This is a genomic window from Gluconacetobacter brunescens (assembly GCF_048695475.1).
In the GTDB taxonomy this organism is placed as follows: domain Bacteria; phylum Pseudomonadota; class Alphaproteobacteria; order Acetobacterales; family Acetobacteraceae; genus Gluconacetobacter.
The window spans coordinates 2,050,921-2,067,512 of sequence record NZ_JBLHEN010000001.1; the positions used below are offsets into that span (position 1 = coordinate 2,050,921).

Annotated in this window: 14 protein-coding genes; 2 read left to right on the forward strand and 12 right to left on the reverse strand. The window is 65.1% G+C overall.

Annotated elements, in window-relative coordinates; all coding sequences use genetic code 11:
• Positions 1 to 3 precede the first annotated feature (3 nt).
• Both ACMAUO_RS09060 and ACMAUO_RS09065 read left to right on the forward strand, forming a co-directional pair.
• Entirely contained in the window at positions 4 to 720 is a 717-nt protein-coding gene (locus ACMAUO_RS09060; protein WP_420356586.1) for an MgtC/SapB family protein, read from the forward strand.
• A gap of 253 nt (positions 721 to 973) precedes the next feature.
• Complete coding sequence (locus ACMAUO_RS09065; protein WP_420356587.1) at positions 974 to 3,370, forward strand: TonB-dependent receptor; 2,397 nt, start codon at positions 974 to 976, stop codon at positions 3,368 to 3,370.
• Positions 3,371 to 3,627: 257 nt separating this feature from the next.
• On the opposite strand, the gene ACMAUO_RS09070 is transcribed toward ACMAUO_RS09065, so the two are convergent.
• The 12 genes from ACMAUO_RS09070 to ACMAUO_RS09125 all read right to left on the reverse strand — a co-directional run bounded on the left by ACMAUO_RS09070 (position 3,628) and on the right by ACMAUO_RS09125 (position 16,559).
• On the reverse strand, positions 3,628 to 4,389 hold the full coding sequence (locus ACMAUO_RS09070) for a hypothetical protein (RefSeq protein ID WP_420356588.1): 762 nt from the start codon (positions 4,387 to 4,389) through the stop codon (positions 3,628 to 3,630).
• A gap of 231 nt (positions 4,390 to 4,620) precedes the next feature.
• Complete coding sequence (locus tag ACMAUO_RS09075; RefSeq protein WP_420356589.1) at positions 4,621 to 5,253, reverse strand: YitT family protein; 633 nt, start codon at positions 5,251 to 5,253, stop codon at positions 4,621 to 4,623.
• Positions 5,254 to 5,337: 84 nt separating this feature from the next.
• The gene (locus tag ACMAUO_RS09080) at positions 5,338 to 5,526 is read right to left on the reverse strand and encodes a hypothetical protein (protein ID WP_420356590.1); all 189 of its coding nucleotides are present in this window, start codon (positions 5,524 to 5,526) and stop codon (positions 5,338 to 5,340) included.
• A 62-nt stretch (positions 5,527 to 5,588) separates the two neighbouring features.
• Positions 5,589 to 6,746 (reverse strand): retropepsin-like aspartic protease, encoded by a 1,158-nt coding sequence (locus ACMAUO_RS09085; RefSeq protein WP_420356591.1) that lies wholly within the window; start codon positions 6,744 to 6,746, stop codon positions 5,589 to 5,591.
• A gap of 188 nt (positions 6,747 to 6,934) precedes the next feature.
• Entirely contained in the window at positions 6,935 to 7,504 is a 570-nt protein-coding gene (locus ACMAUO_RS09090) for a gluconokinase (protein ID WP_420356592.1), read from the reverse strand.
• A complete protein-coding gene (gene rpiA / locus ACMAUO_RS09095) occupies positions 7,501 to 8,205 on the reverse strand; it encodes a ribose-5-phosphate isomerase RpiA (RefSeq protein ID WP_420356593.1) in 705 nt (234 codons plus the stop codon). Before rpiA ends, ACMAUO_RS09090 begins: the two co-directional genes overlap by 4 nt.
• Positions 8,206 to 8,270: 65 nt before the next feature.
• The gene (gene pgl, locus ACMAUO_RS09100) at positions 8,271 to 9,005 is read right to left on the reverse strand and encodes a 6-phosphogluconolactonase (protein ID WP_420356594.1); all 735 of its coding nucleotides are present in this window, start codon (positions 9,003 to 9,005) and stop codon (positions 8,271 to 8,273) included.
• Positions 9,005 to 9,841, reverse strand: a complete 837-nt coding sequence (locus ACMAUO_RS09105; RefSeq protein WP_420356595.1) for a Cof-type HAD-IIB family hydrolase — start codon at positions 9,839 to 9,841, stop codon at positions 9,005 to 9,007. The genes pgl and ACMAUO_RS09105 overlap by 1 nt, the downstream gene beginning before the upstream one ends.
• A 116-nt stretch (positions 9,842 to 9,957) precedes the next feature.
• Positions 9,958 to 10,800 (reverse strand): HAD family hydrolase, encoded by an 843-nt coding sequence (locus tag ACMAUO_RS09110; RefSeq protein ID WP_420356596.1) that lies wholly within the window; start codon positions 10,798 to 10,800, stop codon positions 9,958 to 9,960.
• The gene (zwf, locus tag ACMAUO_RS09115; RefSeq protein WP_420356597.1) at positions 10,797 to 12,329 is read right to left on the reverse strand and encodes a glucose-6-phosphate dehydrogenase; all 1,533 of its coding nucleotides are present in this window, start codon (positions 12,327 to 12,329) and stop codon (positions 10,797 to 10,799) included. Before zwf ends, ACMAUO_RS09110 begins: the two co-directional genes overlap by 4 nt.
• A 259-nt stretch (positions 12,330 to 12,588) precedes the next feature.
• Positions 12,589 to 13,584 (reverse strand): phosphogluconate dehydrogenase (NAD(+)-dependent, decarboxylating), encoded by a 996-nt coding sequence (gene gnd, locus ACMAUO_RS09120; protein ID WP_420356598.1) that lies wholly within the window; start codon positions 13,582 to 13,584, stop codon positions 12,589 to 12,591.
• 107 nt (positions 13,585 to 13,691) lie between these two features.
• The gene (locus ACMAUO_RS09125) at positions 13,692 to 16,559 is read right to left on the reverse strand and encodes a bifunctional transaldolase/phosoglucose isomerase (RefSeq protein ID WP_420356599.1); all 2,868 of its coding nucleotides are present in this window, start codon (positions 16,557 to 16,559) and stop codon (positions 13,692 to 13,694) included.
• Positions 16,560 to 16,592 lie beyond the last annotated feature (33 nt).

A 16,592-nucleotide genomic window follows, 5' to 3' on the forward strand; every position in this document is an offset into this window, starting at 1 on the left:
GCGATGCATTTTATCCAGACATTCAACGGGCCGGCCTTCCTCGACACGATCGTCAGCTATCTCTCGGCCTTCCTGTTCGGCACGCTGATCGGTGCCGAGCGCCAGTACCGGCAGCGCACGGCGGGGCTGCGGACCAATGTGCTGGTGGCGGTGGGGGCCGCCGCCTTCGTGGACCTGGCGCAGCGGATTGCCGGCGACGTGGAGGCCGTGCGCGTGATTTCCTACGTCGTGTCGGGCATCGGCTTCCTGGGCGCCGGGGTGATCATGAAGGACGGCACCAATGTGCAGGGGCTGAACACCGCCGCCACCCTGTGGTGTTCGGCCGCCGTGGGCGCCTGCACCGGCTGCGACATGCTGGCCGAGGGCGGGCTGCTGACGGTGTTCGTCATTGCCGGCAACACGCTGCTGCGGCCGCTGGTGAATGCCATCGACCGCATTCCGCTCCAGGGGCGCGGGGTGGAGGCGAGCTATACCGTCAGCCTGCTGACCGACCGCGCGCATGTCGACACGCTGCGCGACCTGCTGGTGGCGCATCTGGAGCAGGCCCGCTTTCCCGTGGCCGATGTCGAACTGACCGAGCGGGGCGCGGACCAGGTGGAGATCGCCGCCACGCTGACCAGCACCGCCGTGGACCGGGCCGAACTGCAACGGGTGATCGCCCATCTGAGCGCCGCGCATGCGGTGGCGCATGCGAGCTGGCTGGTGACGCCCGAATCCTGATCGGGGCCGGGCCGGCGGGCCCCGGGGCCCGGCCGACAGGCGTGCTCAAAACGGCAACAGACTGATGTTTCTTTTATCCTTGAGGTGCCTGCGCCGCCTCCGTAATTTCGATGACGAACCGATCCGGAGGGCGATCATTCGCCTTTCGTAGCAAGACGGGCTATCAGCCTCGCCCGTCTCGGCATCATGGGTGGCGCGACCCGCGGCCGGCACGCACCGGACGCGCGAAGGACGAACTGAAAAGGATCGTGGAATGACGTATCTCTCCCGCATGCCCGGACTGCGGGGCCGGTTGCAGGCGATGACCTGCCTGGCCGGCGTGTTCTGTATCGCCGCCGCGCCGCAGGGCGCGCGCGCGGCGACCGGGCAGAACAGTCAGGCCACGACCAGGACTCCGTCCGCCGCCGCGCCGGTGCCCGCCCGCGCCGTTCCGGCGACCGGCACCCCAGTGCGCGCCGCCGCCCCGCGTGCCGCTGCGGCGGAGGATATCTCGGTCACCTCTTCGCGCCAGGCGCTGAACGGCGGCGGCGGCATGATGCGGCTGGAGACGGCGCCGCATGCCGTGCAGACGGTCGCCAAGGAATATATCGACATGCGCGCGCCGACCAGCACGGCGCTGGACCTGGTCAAGAACCTGCCCAGCCTGAGCGTCTCGACGCCCGATACCGCCGGCATGCAGGGCGGCATGATCCAGGTGCGCGGCCTGACCGACCTGGACATGGGGCTGATGGTCGACGGTGCCCCGGCGGCGGCGGCCAAATACATGGCCGAGGACATCGATTCCGAGAACCTGGAAGAGGTCAACGTCACCCCCGGCAGTTCGGGAACCGACCTGCCCGTCATGTCCGCCGCCGGCGGCGTGATGGACGAGCGCAGCCACACGGCGGCGCACAAGTTCGGCGGGCTGATGGATTTCTCCTACGGCACCAACAATATGTCGCGCGAATTCCTGCGCCTGGAATCGGGCGAGATCGGCAATACCGGCGTGCGTGGCTATGTCTCGTTCTCGAACACCCATAGCCGGTCGTGGATGGGTTCGGGCATCAACGAGCGCCATCATCTGGATTTCGGCCTCCAGAAGGACTGGCAGAACGGCTCGACCGCCAAGCTGTTCCTGTCATGGAACAACGAGAACTTCACCATCGACAATTACCCGACCGAGGACCAGTTCTACCTCTACAAGCATACCGGCCAGGGCTGGGGCCGTTCGGCCAATCCCAAGAACGACAATTACTGGATGAACAGCAAGGACCACTGGAACCAGGTCTTCCTGACCGCGCCGGTGCATATCGTGCTGCCCGCGCGCTTTAGCCTGGACCTGCAACCCTATTTCACCTTCGGCCAGGGCTGGGATGCGTCGCCGAACAACCCCATCTCCAACGACGACGGCACGCCCTATAGCGGCCCGAACCAGACCGGTTTCTTCCTGCAGAACGACACGCGCGGCGTAGGCACGGTTGCCAAGCTGGGCTACCAGATCGACCCGCACAACACGCTCTCGCTGGGTTACTGGTACGAAAACACCTATACCAACCAGTCCTACCCCTCGGGCAACACCAATGCCGACGGCACGCCGCCCAGCCCGTGGAACCTGTACAAGACCGGCGGTTTCACCTTCGGCCAGAATGCCGGCTACGAGATCCATTCGCTGTTCATCCAGGATACCGCGAAATATCTGCAGGACCGGCTGGTGATCCACGCGGGCTTCAAGTTCGCCATGATCAATAGCTGGACATCCAGCTTTGCCAATATCGACGGCACCAAGGTGAAGGGGTCGGTCTGCGACAACAGCGGCGACTTCCAGCATTGCAGCAACAACCGCACCGAGCCGTTGCCGCAGCTCTCGATCGGCTACACGTTCAACGAGCATCATCAGATCTATATCAATGCCGAGGGTGACTATCGCCAGCCGAGCGCGGTGGATATGGGCTGGCTGGCATCCGGGCCGAATTTCCTGAAAAACCAGTATTCCATCAAGGAAGAGCTGGGATATCGCTACCACGACAAATACATCATCTTCGATATGTCGCTGTTCAACTACAACGTCACGAACCGCATCGTGAACCAGTATGTCGGCATGAACAGCTTCTCGCCGATGTCGATCGGCAACCAGACGATGCGCGGCTTCGACGCCATGATCTCGGGCCGCTCCATCCACGGGTTCAGCCCCTATGCGTCGTTCGAGTATCTGCATGCGACGCAGGACAGCGACGTGATGGACCCTTACACCAACACGCTGATCCACTCGAAGGGCTCGCAGGCGGTGATGGCGCCGCGCATCATGGCGAATTTCGGCCTGACCTATACCTACAAGGGCTTCTTCGCCAACGGCAGCCTGCATTACACCGGCCCGCAATCGGTCAGCATTGCCGGCGACCAGCGCATGCCGGGCTACGTGACCGACACGCTGTCGCTGGGCTACCACTTCCCGGCATTCCTGTTCGCGAAATCGCCGACTTTCCGCCTGAACTTCACCAACCTGACCGGTTCGATCGTTCGCACCGGGCCGATGGGCGTGGTGTATCGGGGCAGCGACCTGAATTCGCACTATGTCTATAGCGGCAGCAATGCCCCCACGCTGGGCTACGGCAACTCCTTCATGGTCGAACCGCGCTTTACCATGACGGGTACCGTTTCTACGGCTTTCTGAGGATTGGCCCGGCCCTCCCACAGGGGGCCGGGATTTATCTGTTCTGGTATGGTACGCAGGGCGCTGCCCTGCACCCGGAAGGGGGCCTGGCCCCCTTCACCCCCATTCGTCAGGTGATTGTGAGGTTGGCGAGTGTGTCAGCATTCGCCCACATTTCGGACATTTAACCGGGACTAATGGATTCACAAAACCGGACGTAGGCTGCCAGCGTCATGCTGAAACCTGAGGGCGGTCGACATACAAATACAATATTAATTTTACTCTGAATGGCCATGTCTGCCCATTGGAAAGGGGTCAATAACTGTTCCCCGCAACATTTCACGCGATTTCCGGAAATCCTCTAACGCTTCACTAAAAGAGGCCTTTTGATCTTTATGACACAAAGGAAAAATACCTGCCTCACCAGCCGTTGCGACATGCATGTCGTTTGGTATATTTTTTCGACGACTGACGATCATTTCCATAGTGGCTTCTTGTAGGAAAAAATTATCGCCTTTATCTGACATACTTTGGTAAACTTTATTTATCTCGTCGTATACCCAAGAGCAGAATTCAGTAGCTTTATCTTTTTTTGGTATCTCTCCCTTATGTATAACTTTATTTCTAAACGTTCTTATCTTTGGGTTTTCTTTATAGGGCTCATTGAACTCCAAGAGATATAGCATCAGAAAAGCTCCAAACTGTCTTTCTGATTGCTGCGCCATAGTCTTGAACATCTCATCGAATAGATCAGTGGAAATTTTTCTGCTTCTTGCAGAACTTCTGATAAAGAATTCATAGAAGCGTTCGAGGGCCGCTGAAAAGCTGGCACACGCCTCAAGCGTGAACCCTTCTAGAAGCGCCGCAGCTCCTGAATTTAAAAGTATTTCAAATTTTTGAGCTTGCACTATGACAGCAAATTTGTGCCCTACAGAACATGTTACGAATGCAACGCCGTCGTCGAAATAATCGACCAACTGGGATTCAAAGCGAGGGTTAGAAGAAAACGTGCATTCAAAACACGGAGCAAGAACTTTCATGAATATACCTCAAGGTGGTTAAAATTCGATCAATTGTTTTATATCGATCCCTATATCACACGACTGTCTACTTCTTTACTTTTCGAATCTAAAAGCCGACATTCCGTTCTCCCCCGCAAAGCGGTCACATTTGCAATCAGCACACCCAACCCAAAATGGTTTCCAAAGGCCCCCGGCCTTTGGTGGGGTTCGGGGCGACGCCCCGGGAAGGCCGCCTGCCCGGCCATGCTTTCAATAGCCGGTATAGCGGCCCGGGCGGTGGAAGGTGGCGACGACGCCGCTAATGGCGATGGCGCTGATGGCGGACAGGCCGACATGGGGCAGGTCGATCCTGAGGGTCGACATGGCCAGGATGAAGCAGTCGATGCCGAGCTGGACCTTGCCGACGTTCCAGCCCCGGTTCTTGTAGAGCCATAGCGTGACCACGCCGGTGCCGCCGACGCCGGCCTGGTGGCGGGCGAGGGAGAGGATGCCCATGCCGATGACGGTGCCGCCGAAGAAGGCGGCCCAGAGGGGGGCGACGAAGCCCAGGGTCATGATGTGGGGGAAGAGCAGCGCGAACAGGGTGATGCTGCTGCTGACGAGGAAGGTCTTAATCGTGAAGGCCCAGCCCATGGTACGGCTGGCGAAAATGAGGAAGGGGATGTTGATCAGCGTGAACAGCGTGCCCGCCGACAGCGGCAGGACGTAGGAGAGCAGCAGCGCCACCCCGGCCACGCCGCCCGTGACCAGCCCGGCGTGATGCAGGCAGGCCAGCCCGAGCACGATCAGCGAGCAGCCGATGACCAGCGCGTAGGCGTCTTCGAACAATGTATGACGAAGGGCGGCGGAGTCGCCGGAAGACGGGCTGGGCATGGCGGCCATGGGTCGGGACTGCGGGATTGATATCTCTTCCTAAAAAGGCCGCGACACCCTGTAAAGGGCGTGGCCCCGCCGCCCCCGCCGCCGTTACTGCGTGGCGCGGTCGATCTTGCGGCCCAGCTTTTCGGCCGGCCCCTTCGGCGGGTCCACGGTGTCCTGCACCTTGTTGCCGAAATTGTCGATCTTCTGGCCCAGGGTCTCGGGTTTCTTCTTGCACCCCGTCAGGGCGACGCAGCACAGGGCGGTGGCCAGGGCGGCGTGGACGAACAGACGCATGGATAATCCCCTTGTTTTTCGTGGGGATACAACGTCTCCACTCCGTGAAGTTTCCGGACCGGTCAGTGCGCGGGGGGTGGCGCCGAGGCGGACGGAGGTGGGGGCGGCGTGTCGCCCTCATCCTGCTGCACCTGGACATCGGCCAGGCGCGACTGTGCCAGGCTGAGGCTGGCCGAGGCCGCGCCGGCCGCGTCGGGCTGGACATCGGAGAAATAAAACATGCGGGTGGGGAAGGCGAACAGCACCCGCCGCCCCCGGAAGAAATCCATGCCCAGCACGTTGAACTGCGCATTGGTGACATCGGCGGACAGGGACGCGCCGTGCCAGGTGCCGATCGCGACCGGGGCGAAGCGGTGGCGGCGGCCGATGATGGCGTTGCCGGCATCGGTGCGCGAGCGCGGGTCGGCCGCCAGGTCCGCCTTCCCGACCCCGATATCGGCCGCATCGGCCGTGCGCACGATCGAGGCGTTGGAGCCGGGTTCGACCTGCATGCCCAGCAGCGCGCCATTGAGCGCGACCTGCACCATGACGTCCATGCCCTGCGGATTGGGCATCAGCAGCGCGGCATAGGAATGTGCGCCGACCAGCGCCGGCAAGGGCGGGCATGCGGCGGCGCCGGTCTCCTTGAACAGGGTGACGACGTGGCGGGGGAAATCCATCAGCACGTCGTAATTGCCCAGGATGTCGTAGCCCACCACGCCCAGGATCGGGAGGCCCGCCACCTTGTCGTCCATCTGGCCCAGGGTGACGGCCGGGACATGCTGGGCCGTGCCGCGACCGAGTGCCAGCCGGTCGACGGTGGTTTCGAACGCCTCGGCCGGGCCGGTGATCGTTTTCATCTGCAACGTCCGGCTATGCTCGTATTCCAGGCCCGGCCGTTCGAAGACGCCCAGCGCTTCCTGCGACGTGCTGAGGAAGGCCATGCCCTTGGCGGCATTGAGCGTGATCGCCACGCCGGGGCTGCCCTCGCCCGTCAGCAGCGGCAGCGACAGGACATGGGCGATGCAGGCGTTCGCCTGCGGGAACGGCGGCGTGTCGTCCGCCACGCCAGCCGCCGGCGCGGCCGGTGGCGTGGCCGGTGGCGGAGCGGCCGGTGCTGCGTGCTGCGCGCGCGCCCTGGCCATTAGCGGCGACGGAAGCACCAGCGGCACGGCCGGCAGCAGCATGAGGACGGAACGCACCGCATTCCGCCATACCGACGTCACAGCACCCGACATCATCGTCCCGACATGATCCCCCGACATCCGCCGGCGCGGCGATTTCAGCGCCTCAGAGCCTGAGCGAAAATGTGGGCTGGTGAGCGAGAGCGCCGCGTAAGCGGCGCGCCCGGCGTGTGTTTCTGAGCATCGGAGCGGAGCGCAGGAAACGCGCGTCGGATCGCCGCCAGCGCGCATTTTCGCTCAGGCTCTCAGAGGTGGCCGATGTGATAGCGGATCTCGCTGAGAACGCGGGCGATGACCTCGGCGGGCGGGCCCTCGCATTCCACGATCAGCGCGTGCTCGTCGGGCGTCGGGACTTCCAGGGTCGCAAGCTGGCTGGGAAGCAGGCTGGGCGGCATGTAATGGCCCTGGCGGCGGGCCAGCCGGGTTTCCAGCACCGTCTTCGGCACGTCCAGATAGATGAACGTCACCCGGTGCGACCTGCCGCGCAGGATGTCGCGATAGGACCGCTTGAGCGCCGAACAGGTGAGGATGCCGCCGCCGCCATCGGCCAGGCGCTCCGCGATCCAGGCGTGGCACAGTTCCAGCCACGGCAGGCGGTCCTCGTCGGTCAGCGGGATGCCGGCGGCCATCTTCTCGACATTGGCCCTGGGGTGCAGGGAATCGCCTTCCTGGAACGGCCAGCCCAGCAGATTGTGCAGGCCCTCGGCCACCGAGGTCTTGCCGCTGCCCGAGACGCCCATCAGCACGATGACATGCGGGGGAATCCCCGCCGCCACCGGCAGCGGCGCGTGCCGCTCCAGCTCCGGCGCGCTCATGCCGCCACCAGGCGGGTCAGGCCCTGGCGGCCGGCCACGATGACTTCGGACGTGCGGCTGACGAACAGGCCGCTTTCGATGACGCCGACGATACCGCCGATCGACGCCTCCAGCGCCTTGGGGTGGGCGATGGGGCCGAAGGTGCAGTCCAGAATCAGGTTGCCGCCGTCGGTGACGAACAGTTCGCCGTCGCGCTTGATGCGCAGCGCCACCCGCGCGCCGAGTTCGCCCAGTTGGCGCGCCGTGCTTTCCCAGCCGAAGGGCGTGACCTCGACAGGGACCGGCGAGCGGCTGCCCAGGTGATCGACCAGCTTGCCCTCATCGACGATGACGACGAAGCGCCGGGCCGCCGCCGCCACGATCTTCTCGCGCAGCAGGGCGCCGCCCAGGCCCTTGATCAGGTCCAGCGAGCCGCGCTCGACCTCGTCCGCGCCGTCGATGGCGAGGTCGAGCTGGGGGTGGCTGCCGAAATCGACCAGTTCGATGCCCAGCGCGCGGGCCTGTTCCGCCGAGCGCTCGGAGGTCGGGATGCCGACGAAGCGCAGGCCTTCCGCCCAGCGCCGGCCCAGCGCGTCGATCATCAGCGCCGCCGTGCTGCCCGTGCCCAGGCCCACCGCCATGCCGTCCTGCACCATCGCCGCGGCTTCCTCGGCCGCCCTGCGTTTCAGTTCGACCATCGGGTCGGAATTCTGGCCGCTCATCGTCTTCCCTCTCCGGGGCCTGCCGGGTCGTGCCCGGCGGTCCACTCGTTTTTATCCACCGATCGTCATACGCCAGCAGCCGCCTTGTCGACCAGCCAGGTCAGGCCGCCCTCGGTGGTGATGTGGCTGGCGGGCTCGGCCGGATCGCCGGCGCGGACGCGGGCGAAGACTTCGCGCTTGGCCGCGCCGGCCAGCATGAACACCACATGGCGGCTGGAATGAATCGCCGGGTAGGTCAGCGTCAGGCGGGTGTGGGGCGCGTCGTCGGGCACGCAGGTCGAAACCCACAGCTTGCGCTCCCGCAGCACCGGCTGGCGGGGAAACAGCGACGCGGTGTGGCCGTTATCGCCCAGCCCCAGCAGCACGACATCGAACAGCGGCCGGCCGGGCTGCAGTTCCGTAGCGCCATAGAGCGCCTGCAGTTCCGCCTGGTAGCGCGCGGCGGCCTGCGTCGGGTCGCCGTCGGTGGGCATGGGATGCACCTGCGCCGGGGGGATGGCGACATGCGACAGCAGGGCCGCCTGTGTCATGGCGTAATTGCTGGCCGGGTCGGAGGGCGGCACGAACCGCTCATCGCCGAAGAACAGGTGGGTGCGCGCCCATGGAAAGCGGGTGGCGTACTCGGCCGAGCCCAAGATCTCGTACAGCCGCTTGGGTGTGGAACCGCCGGAGAGCGCGACCACGAACGGGCCGTCGGTCTTGGCCAGCGCCAGTTCGGTCAGCCATTCGGCCATGTGGCGGGCGATCGCCTCGCCATCGGCCAGCACGACCAGCCGGCCGCTCGTTACGTCATGGCCCATCAGGCACTCTCCCCCAGAATATAACGCTCGACCCCCACCGCGAATCCTTCCTCCTCGGACGAGGTGCTGACATGGGTGGCCTGCGCCTTTACTTCGTCCGACGCCTGCCCCATGGCAATGGACAGGCCGCTGGGGCGGAACATCAGCACATCGTTGGGCTGGTCGCCCAGTGTGGCCATCTGCGCCGCCGGAATGCCCAGCAGCCGCTCCAGCGCCGCCACCACGCCGCCCTTGTTGGCATCGTGGTGCGTGACATCGACATAATAAGGCTGCGACCGCGCGGCGGAGGCCGCATCGCCGAGCGCCTGTTGCAGGTCGTGCTCGACCCGCTTCATCAATTCCAGATCGTCGGAGACGCCGGTGATCTTGACCACCTGGTCCAGCGCGGCACCCACATCGGCCGCGACCTTGGGCGGGAATTTCACCGTCCATTGCTCGCGCGCCACATGCGGGGCGTCGGCGTTGGAGACGATCCAGTCATTGCCGTTATAGACCCAGGGATCGACCTTGTGGTCGCGCAGGATCGCCAGCGTGCGGCGCGCCACCTCGGGCGTGAGGGTGTGGGATTCGATCACCGAATAGTCCGGCCGCACGATCATGCCGCCGTTGAAGCCGGCGATCGGCTGGTCGATATGCAACGGGTCGATGACCATCTTCATGCCCAGGGGCGGGCGGCCGCTGGTGATGGTGAACAGGATGCCGCGTTCGCGCAGGCGCTCCACGGCGCGGATGGCGCGGGGGGTGAGGATCTTTTCCCGCGTGACCAGGGTGCCGTCGACATCGGCCAGCACCAGCCGGATCTGGTTCGCTTCAGTGCCCATTGCCTTGCCCTCCATGACGGTCGGGCTCTGCCCGAACCCGGAAGGGGACAGTCGTCCCCTTCACCCCTGTTCGTTCGACTGGTTTCCAAAGGCGACTGCCTTTGGTGGGGTGCGGGGCAACGCCCCGCGTTTCAAGCGCGCGGCAATACATAATCCTGCATCGCCTTTGCCCAGCCGTCGGCCGTGTTGGCGGCGGTGACGAAATGGGCGTGGGTTTTGACCGCGTCGGGGGCATTGCCCATGGCGATGGCAACGCCGGCTTCGTCGAGCATCGGCACGTCGTTGTTCATATCGCCGATGCACGCCACCTCGCCGATATCGACCCCCATCAGGCGGGCCAGTTCCATCGCCGCATAGCCCTTGTTGGCCTGGGGGTGAGTGATATCGAGATAATATTCCGACGAGCGGTGGACGCTGGCGTGGCCGGCCAGCAGGGCGGCCAGCCGGGATTCGACCTGGGCCAGTCGGGGGAAGTCGGTCGAGGCGCCCATGATCTTGCCGACATCATGATAATGGCCGGTGAAATCGGGCACCACCACCGGATCGGTCCGCACCGTCTCGCGCTCGCGCGCCACATAGGGGCCGTGGAGGTCGGTGATCAGCCAGTCGCGGCCGATGAACAGCCACGCGCTGACATCGTCCTCGTGCAGCGTGGCGACCGCTTCGCGCGTTGTCTCCGGGGCAAGCGACAGGCGGGAGAGGATGGTGCCATCGGGCCGCGCCACCAGCCCGCCATTCAGCCCCGCATAGGGCGTGTCGATGCCCAGCGGGCCCAGGAACATCTCCATGCCGCGCGGGGCGCGGCTGCTGACCAGGCACAGCGTGATGCCCGCCGCGCGCAGGGCCTTTGCCGCGTCCAGCGCGCCGTGCGTCAGGCGCTTGTCGGGCGTGACCAGCGTGCCGTCGATGTCGGAGACGACCATCCGCACGCGCCCCGAGGGGCCGGGACGGGTTTGCGCTTGCGGCACGCTCATGCGCCCAGCGCCAGCCAGTGGCGGCCGTCGCGGGCCAGCAGGGCGTCGGCCTCGACCGGGCCGGACGAGCCGGCGGCATAGGCGCAGAGGGGGGCGGCACCGGGGCGGGCGCTCCAGTCCAGCACCGGCTGCACGACCTGCCATCCGGCCTCGATATTGTCGGCGCGCTGGAACAGGGTGGCGTCGCCGATCAGGCAATCGTAGATCAGCGTTTCGTAGCCGGTGCTGGGGCCGTCGCTGAACCATTCGGAGTAATCGAACTTCATCCGCACCCCGCCCAGACGCACCGTCGGGCCGGGTACCTTGGCGCCGAACTGCAACGTCACGCCCTCGGTGGGCTGGATGTGCATGGTCATGATGTTGGGCGTGAGCCGCTCGACCGGCGTGTCGCGGAACAGCGCGTAGGGCGCGTGGCGGAAATGGATCGCGATTTCGGTCCGGCGCTCGGCCAGGCGCTTGCCCGTGCGCAGGTAGAACGGCACCCCCGCCCAGCGCCAGTTATCGACCGCCAGCTTCATCGCGACATAGGTTTCGGTCTGGGAATCGTGCGCCACATCGGGCTCGTCGCGATAGGCGGGAACGTCCTCGCCATTCAGCATGCCGGCGACATACTGGCCGCGCACCACGTCGTCGGAGCCCATGCAATGGGCGGCCTTCAGCACCTTGGATTTCTCGTCGCGCACCGCGTCGGCGTCGAAGGAGACCGGGGCCTCCATCGCCGTCATCGCCAGAAGCTGCATCAGGTGGTTGGGCACCATGTCGCGCAGGGCGCCCGTGCCTTCGTAGAAGCGGCCGCGCCGTTCCACGCCCACAGTCTCGGCCGCCGTGATCTGGACGTGGTCGATGTTCTGCCGGTTCCACAGGGGCTCGAAGAAGCCGTTGGAGAAGCGCAGGGCCAGGATGTTCTGGACCGTTTCCTTGCCCAGGTAATGGTCGATCCGATAGATCTGCCGCTCGCGCAGCACGCCCAGCAGGCGGCGGTTGAGTTCCTTCGCCGAGGCCAGGTCGTGGCCGAAGGGCTTTTCGACGATCACGCGGCGGTAGGTGCCGTTGGTTTCGGTAACCAGGCCGGATTCCCCCAGCCGATCACCGATGGAGCCGAAGAAGCGGGCGGCGACGGCCAGGTAGAACACCGCATTGCCCGAACCGATCCGCTCGCCGAGGCTGGCATAGGTCGAAGCTTCCTCGAACGAGCCGCGCAGGTAGGTGATGCGGCTGCTCAGCCAGTGCCACATATCCTCGCGCAGGGCCGTGGCGGCCGTGCCGCGCCGTGCCACGAATTCCTGCAACGCCTCATTGAACTGCGCGCGCAGCACGTCGTCGGACAGGTCGGCCCAGTCGACCGCGACGATCGAGAAATCGTCGTCCAGCAGGCCGGCACAGGCCAGATTATAGATGGCGGGCACCAGCAGCCGCTTGGTCAGGTCGCCGCCGCCGCCGAAAATGACGAAGACGCACGATGGTGCACGCCGTGGCGGATGGCTGCTCCCTTCGACCTCGGAGGACGCGGACGCGATGATTCCATCCATGTCGGACGTTTCCCTGTACTGTTGGGTGCCGTGGGCGCTCTCAAGGTCTCTTCTTTTTCTGAAGAAAAAGAAGCAAAAAGACTTTTAATCGTTCAGGGACATCGTATGTCCCCAGCACAAGGCTCCTGACCGAATCAAAGTTTTTTGGTTCTTTTTTTCAAAAAAGAACGAAGACCTGCCGCGACACGATCACGCTTTCGATACTTGCCTGTGGAACGCATTCCACAGGCAAGACCTTACCGTTTCCGGCGCAATACCCTTACTTTTTCTCGACATGCCCGCCGAAGCCGAAGCGCATGGCGGAGAGGATCTTCTCGGCGTAGTTGTTGCCGGTGCGCGAGCGGAAGCGCGTGAACAGCGAGGCGGTGATGACCGGGGCCGGCACCGATTCCTCGATCGCGGCTTCGAGCGTCCAGCGGCCTTCGCCGGAATCCGCGACCTCGCCGGTGAATTCGGAGAGCGAGGCGTTCTTGGCCAGGGCTTCCGCCGTCAGGTCCAGCAGCCAGGAGGACACCACGCTGCCCCGGCGCCAGACTTCGGCGATGTCGGCCATGTTCAGGTCGAAGCGCTGGTCTTCGGGAAGGGCCGGCGAGTTCTTGGTCTTCATGATGTCGAAGCCTTCGGCGAAGGCCTGCATCATGCCGTATTCGATGCCGTTATGGACCATTTTCACGAAATGGCCGGAACCGGCGGGGCCGCAATGCAGGTAGCCCTTCTCGGCGCGGGGATCGAGGCCCGGCTTGTCGCGGTCGGGCGTGGGGGGAACGTCGCCCTTGCCCGGCGCGAGGGCTTCGAGGATCGGGTCGATATGGTCGGCCGAATCCTTGGTGCCGCCGTACATCATGCAGTAGCCGCGCTCCAGGCCCCACACGCCGCCGGAGGTGCCGACGTCGATATAGTGGATGCCCTTTTCCGCAAGCTGGGCGGCGCGGCGGATGTCGTCCTTGTAATAGGTATTGCCGCCGTCGATCAGGATGTCGTCGCGGCCGAGCAGGCCAGACAGTTCCTGCACCGCTGCCTCGGTGATCTCGCCGGCGGGGAGCATGACCCATACGATCTTGCGCGCGGCCGTCAGCTTGCTCACCAGGTCGGGGACGCTGTCGGCGGCGACGCCGCGCCCGCCCTCGGTCCGGTCGCGGACCTTGCCCACCGTGGCGGGGTCGCGGTCGAACAGGACCACGTCGTGCCCGTGGCGGGAGAGGCGGACGGCGATGTTGCCACCCATGCGGCCCAGACCGATGATGCCGATTTGCATAATGTCATGTCTCCATCACGCGGCATCGCGCCGCGCATAAGCCAGCCCCCGGCGGATTGGCTTGATGCCGGGGGGTGCCCCGCCCCGTATGGGCGGGGCCGTCCAGATCAGAGGGCGGCGCCGATCGCCTGGGCCAGGGCCCGCAGGCCCGAGGCCAGATCGCCCGAGATATGCACCCGCAGCGCGCGCCGGCCGCGTTCGGCCAGCACGTCGAAATCGCCCCGCGCCTGCGCGGCCTTGACCACGCCGAACGTGTATTTCTCGCCCGGTACCGGCAGGTCGGCCACGTCGTCGGCCGTGATCTGCAGGAACACGCCGCTGTTGGGCCCGCCCTTGTAGGCCTGCCCGGTGGAGTGCAGGAAGCGCGGCCCGAATTCGGCCGCCGTCGCCACCTTCAGCGCGTCGCGGATGGTCAGGCGGGTGGCCTGGATCCATGCGATCGTCGCCGCGTCGCGCTGCACATAGGCCAGCAGGCCGACATAATCGCCCGCGCCCACGCGGCCGAAATGGGCCTTGAGGATCTCGGCCGTGGATGCGCCCTTGAGCACCGCCGCGTTGGCCGGGTCGGCGAAGAAGGCGAAGGCGCCGTCGGTCGCGAACGGGGTTTCCGGCGGCAGCTTGCCGGTCTCGTTATAGGCCGTCGTCAGCTTCTTGGTTTCGATCTTGGAGGCTTCGACATCCGGCTGGTCGAACGGGTCGATGCCGAGGATCGAACCGGCGACGGCGGTGGCGAATTCCCAATGGAAGAATTCCTGCGCGATCTGGCGCGGGTGGTGCAGCGTGATCGTGACCACCGGTTCGCCGGCCGCGATCAGGGCCTTGATCGCTTCGTCCTGCTCGGCGTCGGGCTTCGAGGCCAGGCGCAGATAGGCGAAGACGCGGTCCTTGCCGTACAGCGCGGGGGCGCCCAGCGTTTCCTGATCGATGGGGACGAGGCCGCGGCCGATCTTGCCGGTCGATTCCGCGATGAGCTGTTCCAGCCACGCGCCCAGGTCGTGGATGCCGGGCGAGGCGACGATCGTCACCTTGTCGCGGCCGAACCGGGTGGCGGCCACGCCCAGCACGGTACCGAGCTGCACGCCCGGATTGAGCGCGGGCGGGACCGAGGCGGCAGAGGCACGGGCGCCATACAGCGCGCTGTCGAGGAAGGGCTTGAGCGCCACGCCGGAAGCGGCGGCCGGGACGATGCCGAAATTGGACAGCACCGAATAGCGGCCGCCAATTTCCTTCTCGCCGTAGAAGATCTTCCAGAAGCCGTCCTTCTTCGCGACCTCTTCCATGTGCGAGCCGGGATCGGTCACCGCCACGAAATGGCTGCCGACCTTGTCACCCAGCACCTTCTTCGCGGCCTCGAAGAAATAGGCCTTGAGGATGTTGGGCTCCAGCGTGCCGCCCGACTTGGACGAGACGATGAACAGGGTCTTCGCCAGATCAACTTTCTTCTCGAAGGCGCTGATCTGCTGCGGATCGGTGCTGTCGAGCACGTAGAGATGCGGGAAGCCTTCATGCTTGCCGAAGGTCTCGGCCAGCACTTCCGGACCCAGGCTCGATCCGCCCATGCCCAGCAGCAGGATGTCCTTGAAGCCCTTGGCTTTCACTTCGGCCTGGAAGGCGTCCAGCGCCGGCAGGTCGGCCAGGCGGTCATCGACGATGCCGAGCCATTTCAGCCATTTGGCCTCGTCCTTGCCGGTCCAGACCGTGGCGTCGCGCGCCCAGAGGCGGCGGACGGTGCCGTCCTTGCGCCAGTCTTCGAGGCTGGCCTTGACCGCCGCGTCGATCTCGGCGGGGAGGTCCAGCTTCGTTTCCGTCAGATGCTCGCCCAGCAGCACGTTCTGCTTGCGGGCGACCGAGCCCAGCAGGTCGTCGAACGCATCGGCGAAGGAGGCCACGCCCTCATCGACCAGCGTGACGGTGACGCCGGCCAGGTCCAGGCCCAGGCGCTCGGCCTCTTTCATGACGTGGCGCGCGCCCTCGACATCCTCGGTCAGCGAGGGGCGGACCTTGCCGTGGTCGCGGAAGGCGTCGAACGTCGCTGGCGGGATGGTGTTGACCGTGTCGGGGCCGATCAGCTCCTCGACATACAGCACGTCGCTGTACGCCTTGTCCTTGGTGCCGGTGCTGGCCCACAGCAGGCGCTGCGTCTGCGCGCCCAGGGCCGCCAGCTTCTGCCAGCGCTCGGACTTCGTCACCTCCTGCCAGTGCAGGTAGGCCATCTTGGCGTTGGCGATGGCGACCTTGCCGCGCAGGGCCTTCAGCGCCTCGGCGTCCTTGTCACCGGCGGCGATGCGCTGGTCGATCTTCTTGTCGATCTTGCCGTCGATGCGGCTGACGAAGAAGGAGGCGACGCTGGCGATGCCCGAGACCGGCAGGCCCTTGGCGTGGCGGTCTTCCAGACCCGCGATATAGGCTTCCAGCACCGCCTTGTAGGCGTCGAGCGAGAAGAGCAGCGTGACGTTGATGTTCAGCCCGTCGGCGATGACGGTGCGCACGGCGGGCGCGCCCTCGTCGGTGCCGGGGATCTTGATCATCAGGTTGCGGGCATCGACCGCCTTCCACAGGCGGCGGGCCTCGTCGATCGTGCCGTGCGTGTCGCGGGCCAGGTAGGGCGAGACTTCGAGGCTGACATAGCCGTCCAGGCCCTTGGTGGCCTCATAGACCGGATACAGGACCTTCGCTGCCGCCTTGATGTCGTCGATGGCCATGGTCTCGTACAGCGTGCCGGCATCGACGATGTGGTGGGACAGGATGTCCTTGTATTGCGGGTCGTAATCCGTGCCCTGGCCCATCGCCTTCTGGAAGATGGCGGGGTTGGAGGTGACGCCTTTCAGGCCGTCCTCGTCCACCAGCTTCTTGAGGCTGCCATTGTCGGTGTACGACCGCTGGATGAAGTCCAGCCACGGGGACTGGCCGAATGATTCGAGCGCCTTGAGCGGATTGGCGCTGCCCTGCACACCCGCCTTCTGTACGACGTTCATGGTGTTGCTCCTTCAGATTTCATGGCGGAGAGA

Bases quoted from the DNA above. Each gene is read 5' to 3' on its own strand.
- ACMAUO_RS09090 (WP_420356592.1), bottom strand. From the start codon at position 7,504: ATGAGCGCGCCGGAGCTGGAGCGGCACGCGCCGCTGCCGGTGGCGGCG.
- ACMAUO_RS09105 (WP_420356595.1), bottom strand. From the start codon at position 9,841: ATGGAGGGCAAGGCAATGGGCACTGAAGCGAACCAGATCCGGCTGGTG.
- gnd (WP_420356598.1), bottom strand. From the start codon at position 13,584: ATGCAAATCGGCATCATCGGTCTGGGCCGCATGGGTGGCAACATCGCC.
- ACMAUO_RS09125 (WP_420356599.1), bottom strand. From the start codon at position 16,559: ATGAACGTCGTACAGAAGGCGGGTGTGCAGGGCAGCGCCAATCCGCTC.
- ACMAUO_RS09060 (WP_420356586.1), top strand. From the start codon at position 4: ATGCATTTTATCCAGACATTCAACGGGCCGGCCTTCCTCGACACGATC.
- ACMAUO_RS09085 (WP_420356591.1), bottom strand. From the start codon at position 6,746: ATGATGTCGGGTGCTGTGACGTCGGTATGGCGGAATGCGGTGCGTTCC.
- rpiA (WP_420356593.1), bottom strand. From the start codon at position 8,205: ATGAGCGGCCAGAATTCCGACCCGATGGTCGAACTGAAACGCAGGGCG.
- pgl (WP_420356594.1), bottom strand. From the start codon at position 9,005: ATGGGCCATGACGTAACGAGCGGCCGGCTGGTCGTGCTGGCCGATGGC.
- ACMAUO_RS09065 (WP_420356587.1), top strand. From the start codon at position 974: ATGACGTATCTCTCCCGCATGCCCGGACTGCGGGGCCGGTTGCAGGCG.
- ACMAUO_RS09110 (WP_420356596.1), bottom strand. From the start codon at position 10,800: ATGAGCGTGCCGCAAGCGCAAACCCGTCCCGGCCCCTCGGGGCGCGTG.
- zwf (WP_420356597.1), bottom strand. From the start codon at position 12,329: ATGGATGGAATCATCGCGTCCGCGTCCTCCGAGGTCGAAGGGAGCAGC.
- ACMAUO_RS09070 (WP_420356588.1), bottom strand. From the start codon at position 4,389: ATGAAAGTTCTTGCTCCGTGTTTTGAATGCACGTTTTCTTCTAACCCT.
- ACMAUO_RS09080 (WP_420356590.1), bottom strand. From the start codon at position 5,526: ATGCGTCTGTTCGTCCACGCCGCCCTGGCCACCGCCCTGTGCTGCGTC.
- ACMAUO_RS09075 (WP_420356589.1), bottom strand. From the start codon at position 5,253: ATGGCCGCCATGCCCAGCCCGTCTTCCGGCGACTCCGCCGCCCTTCGT.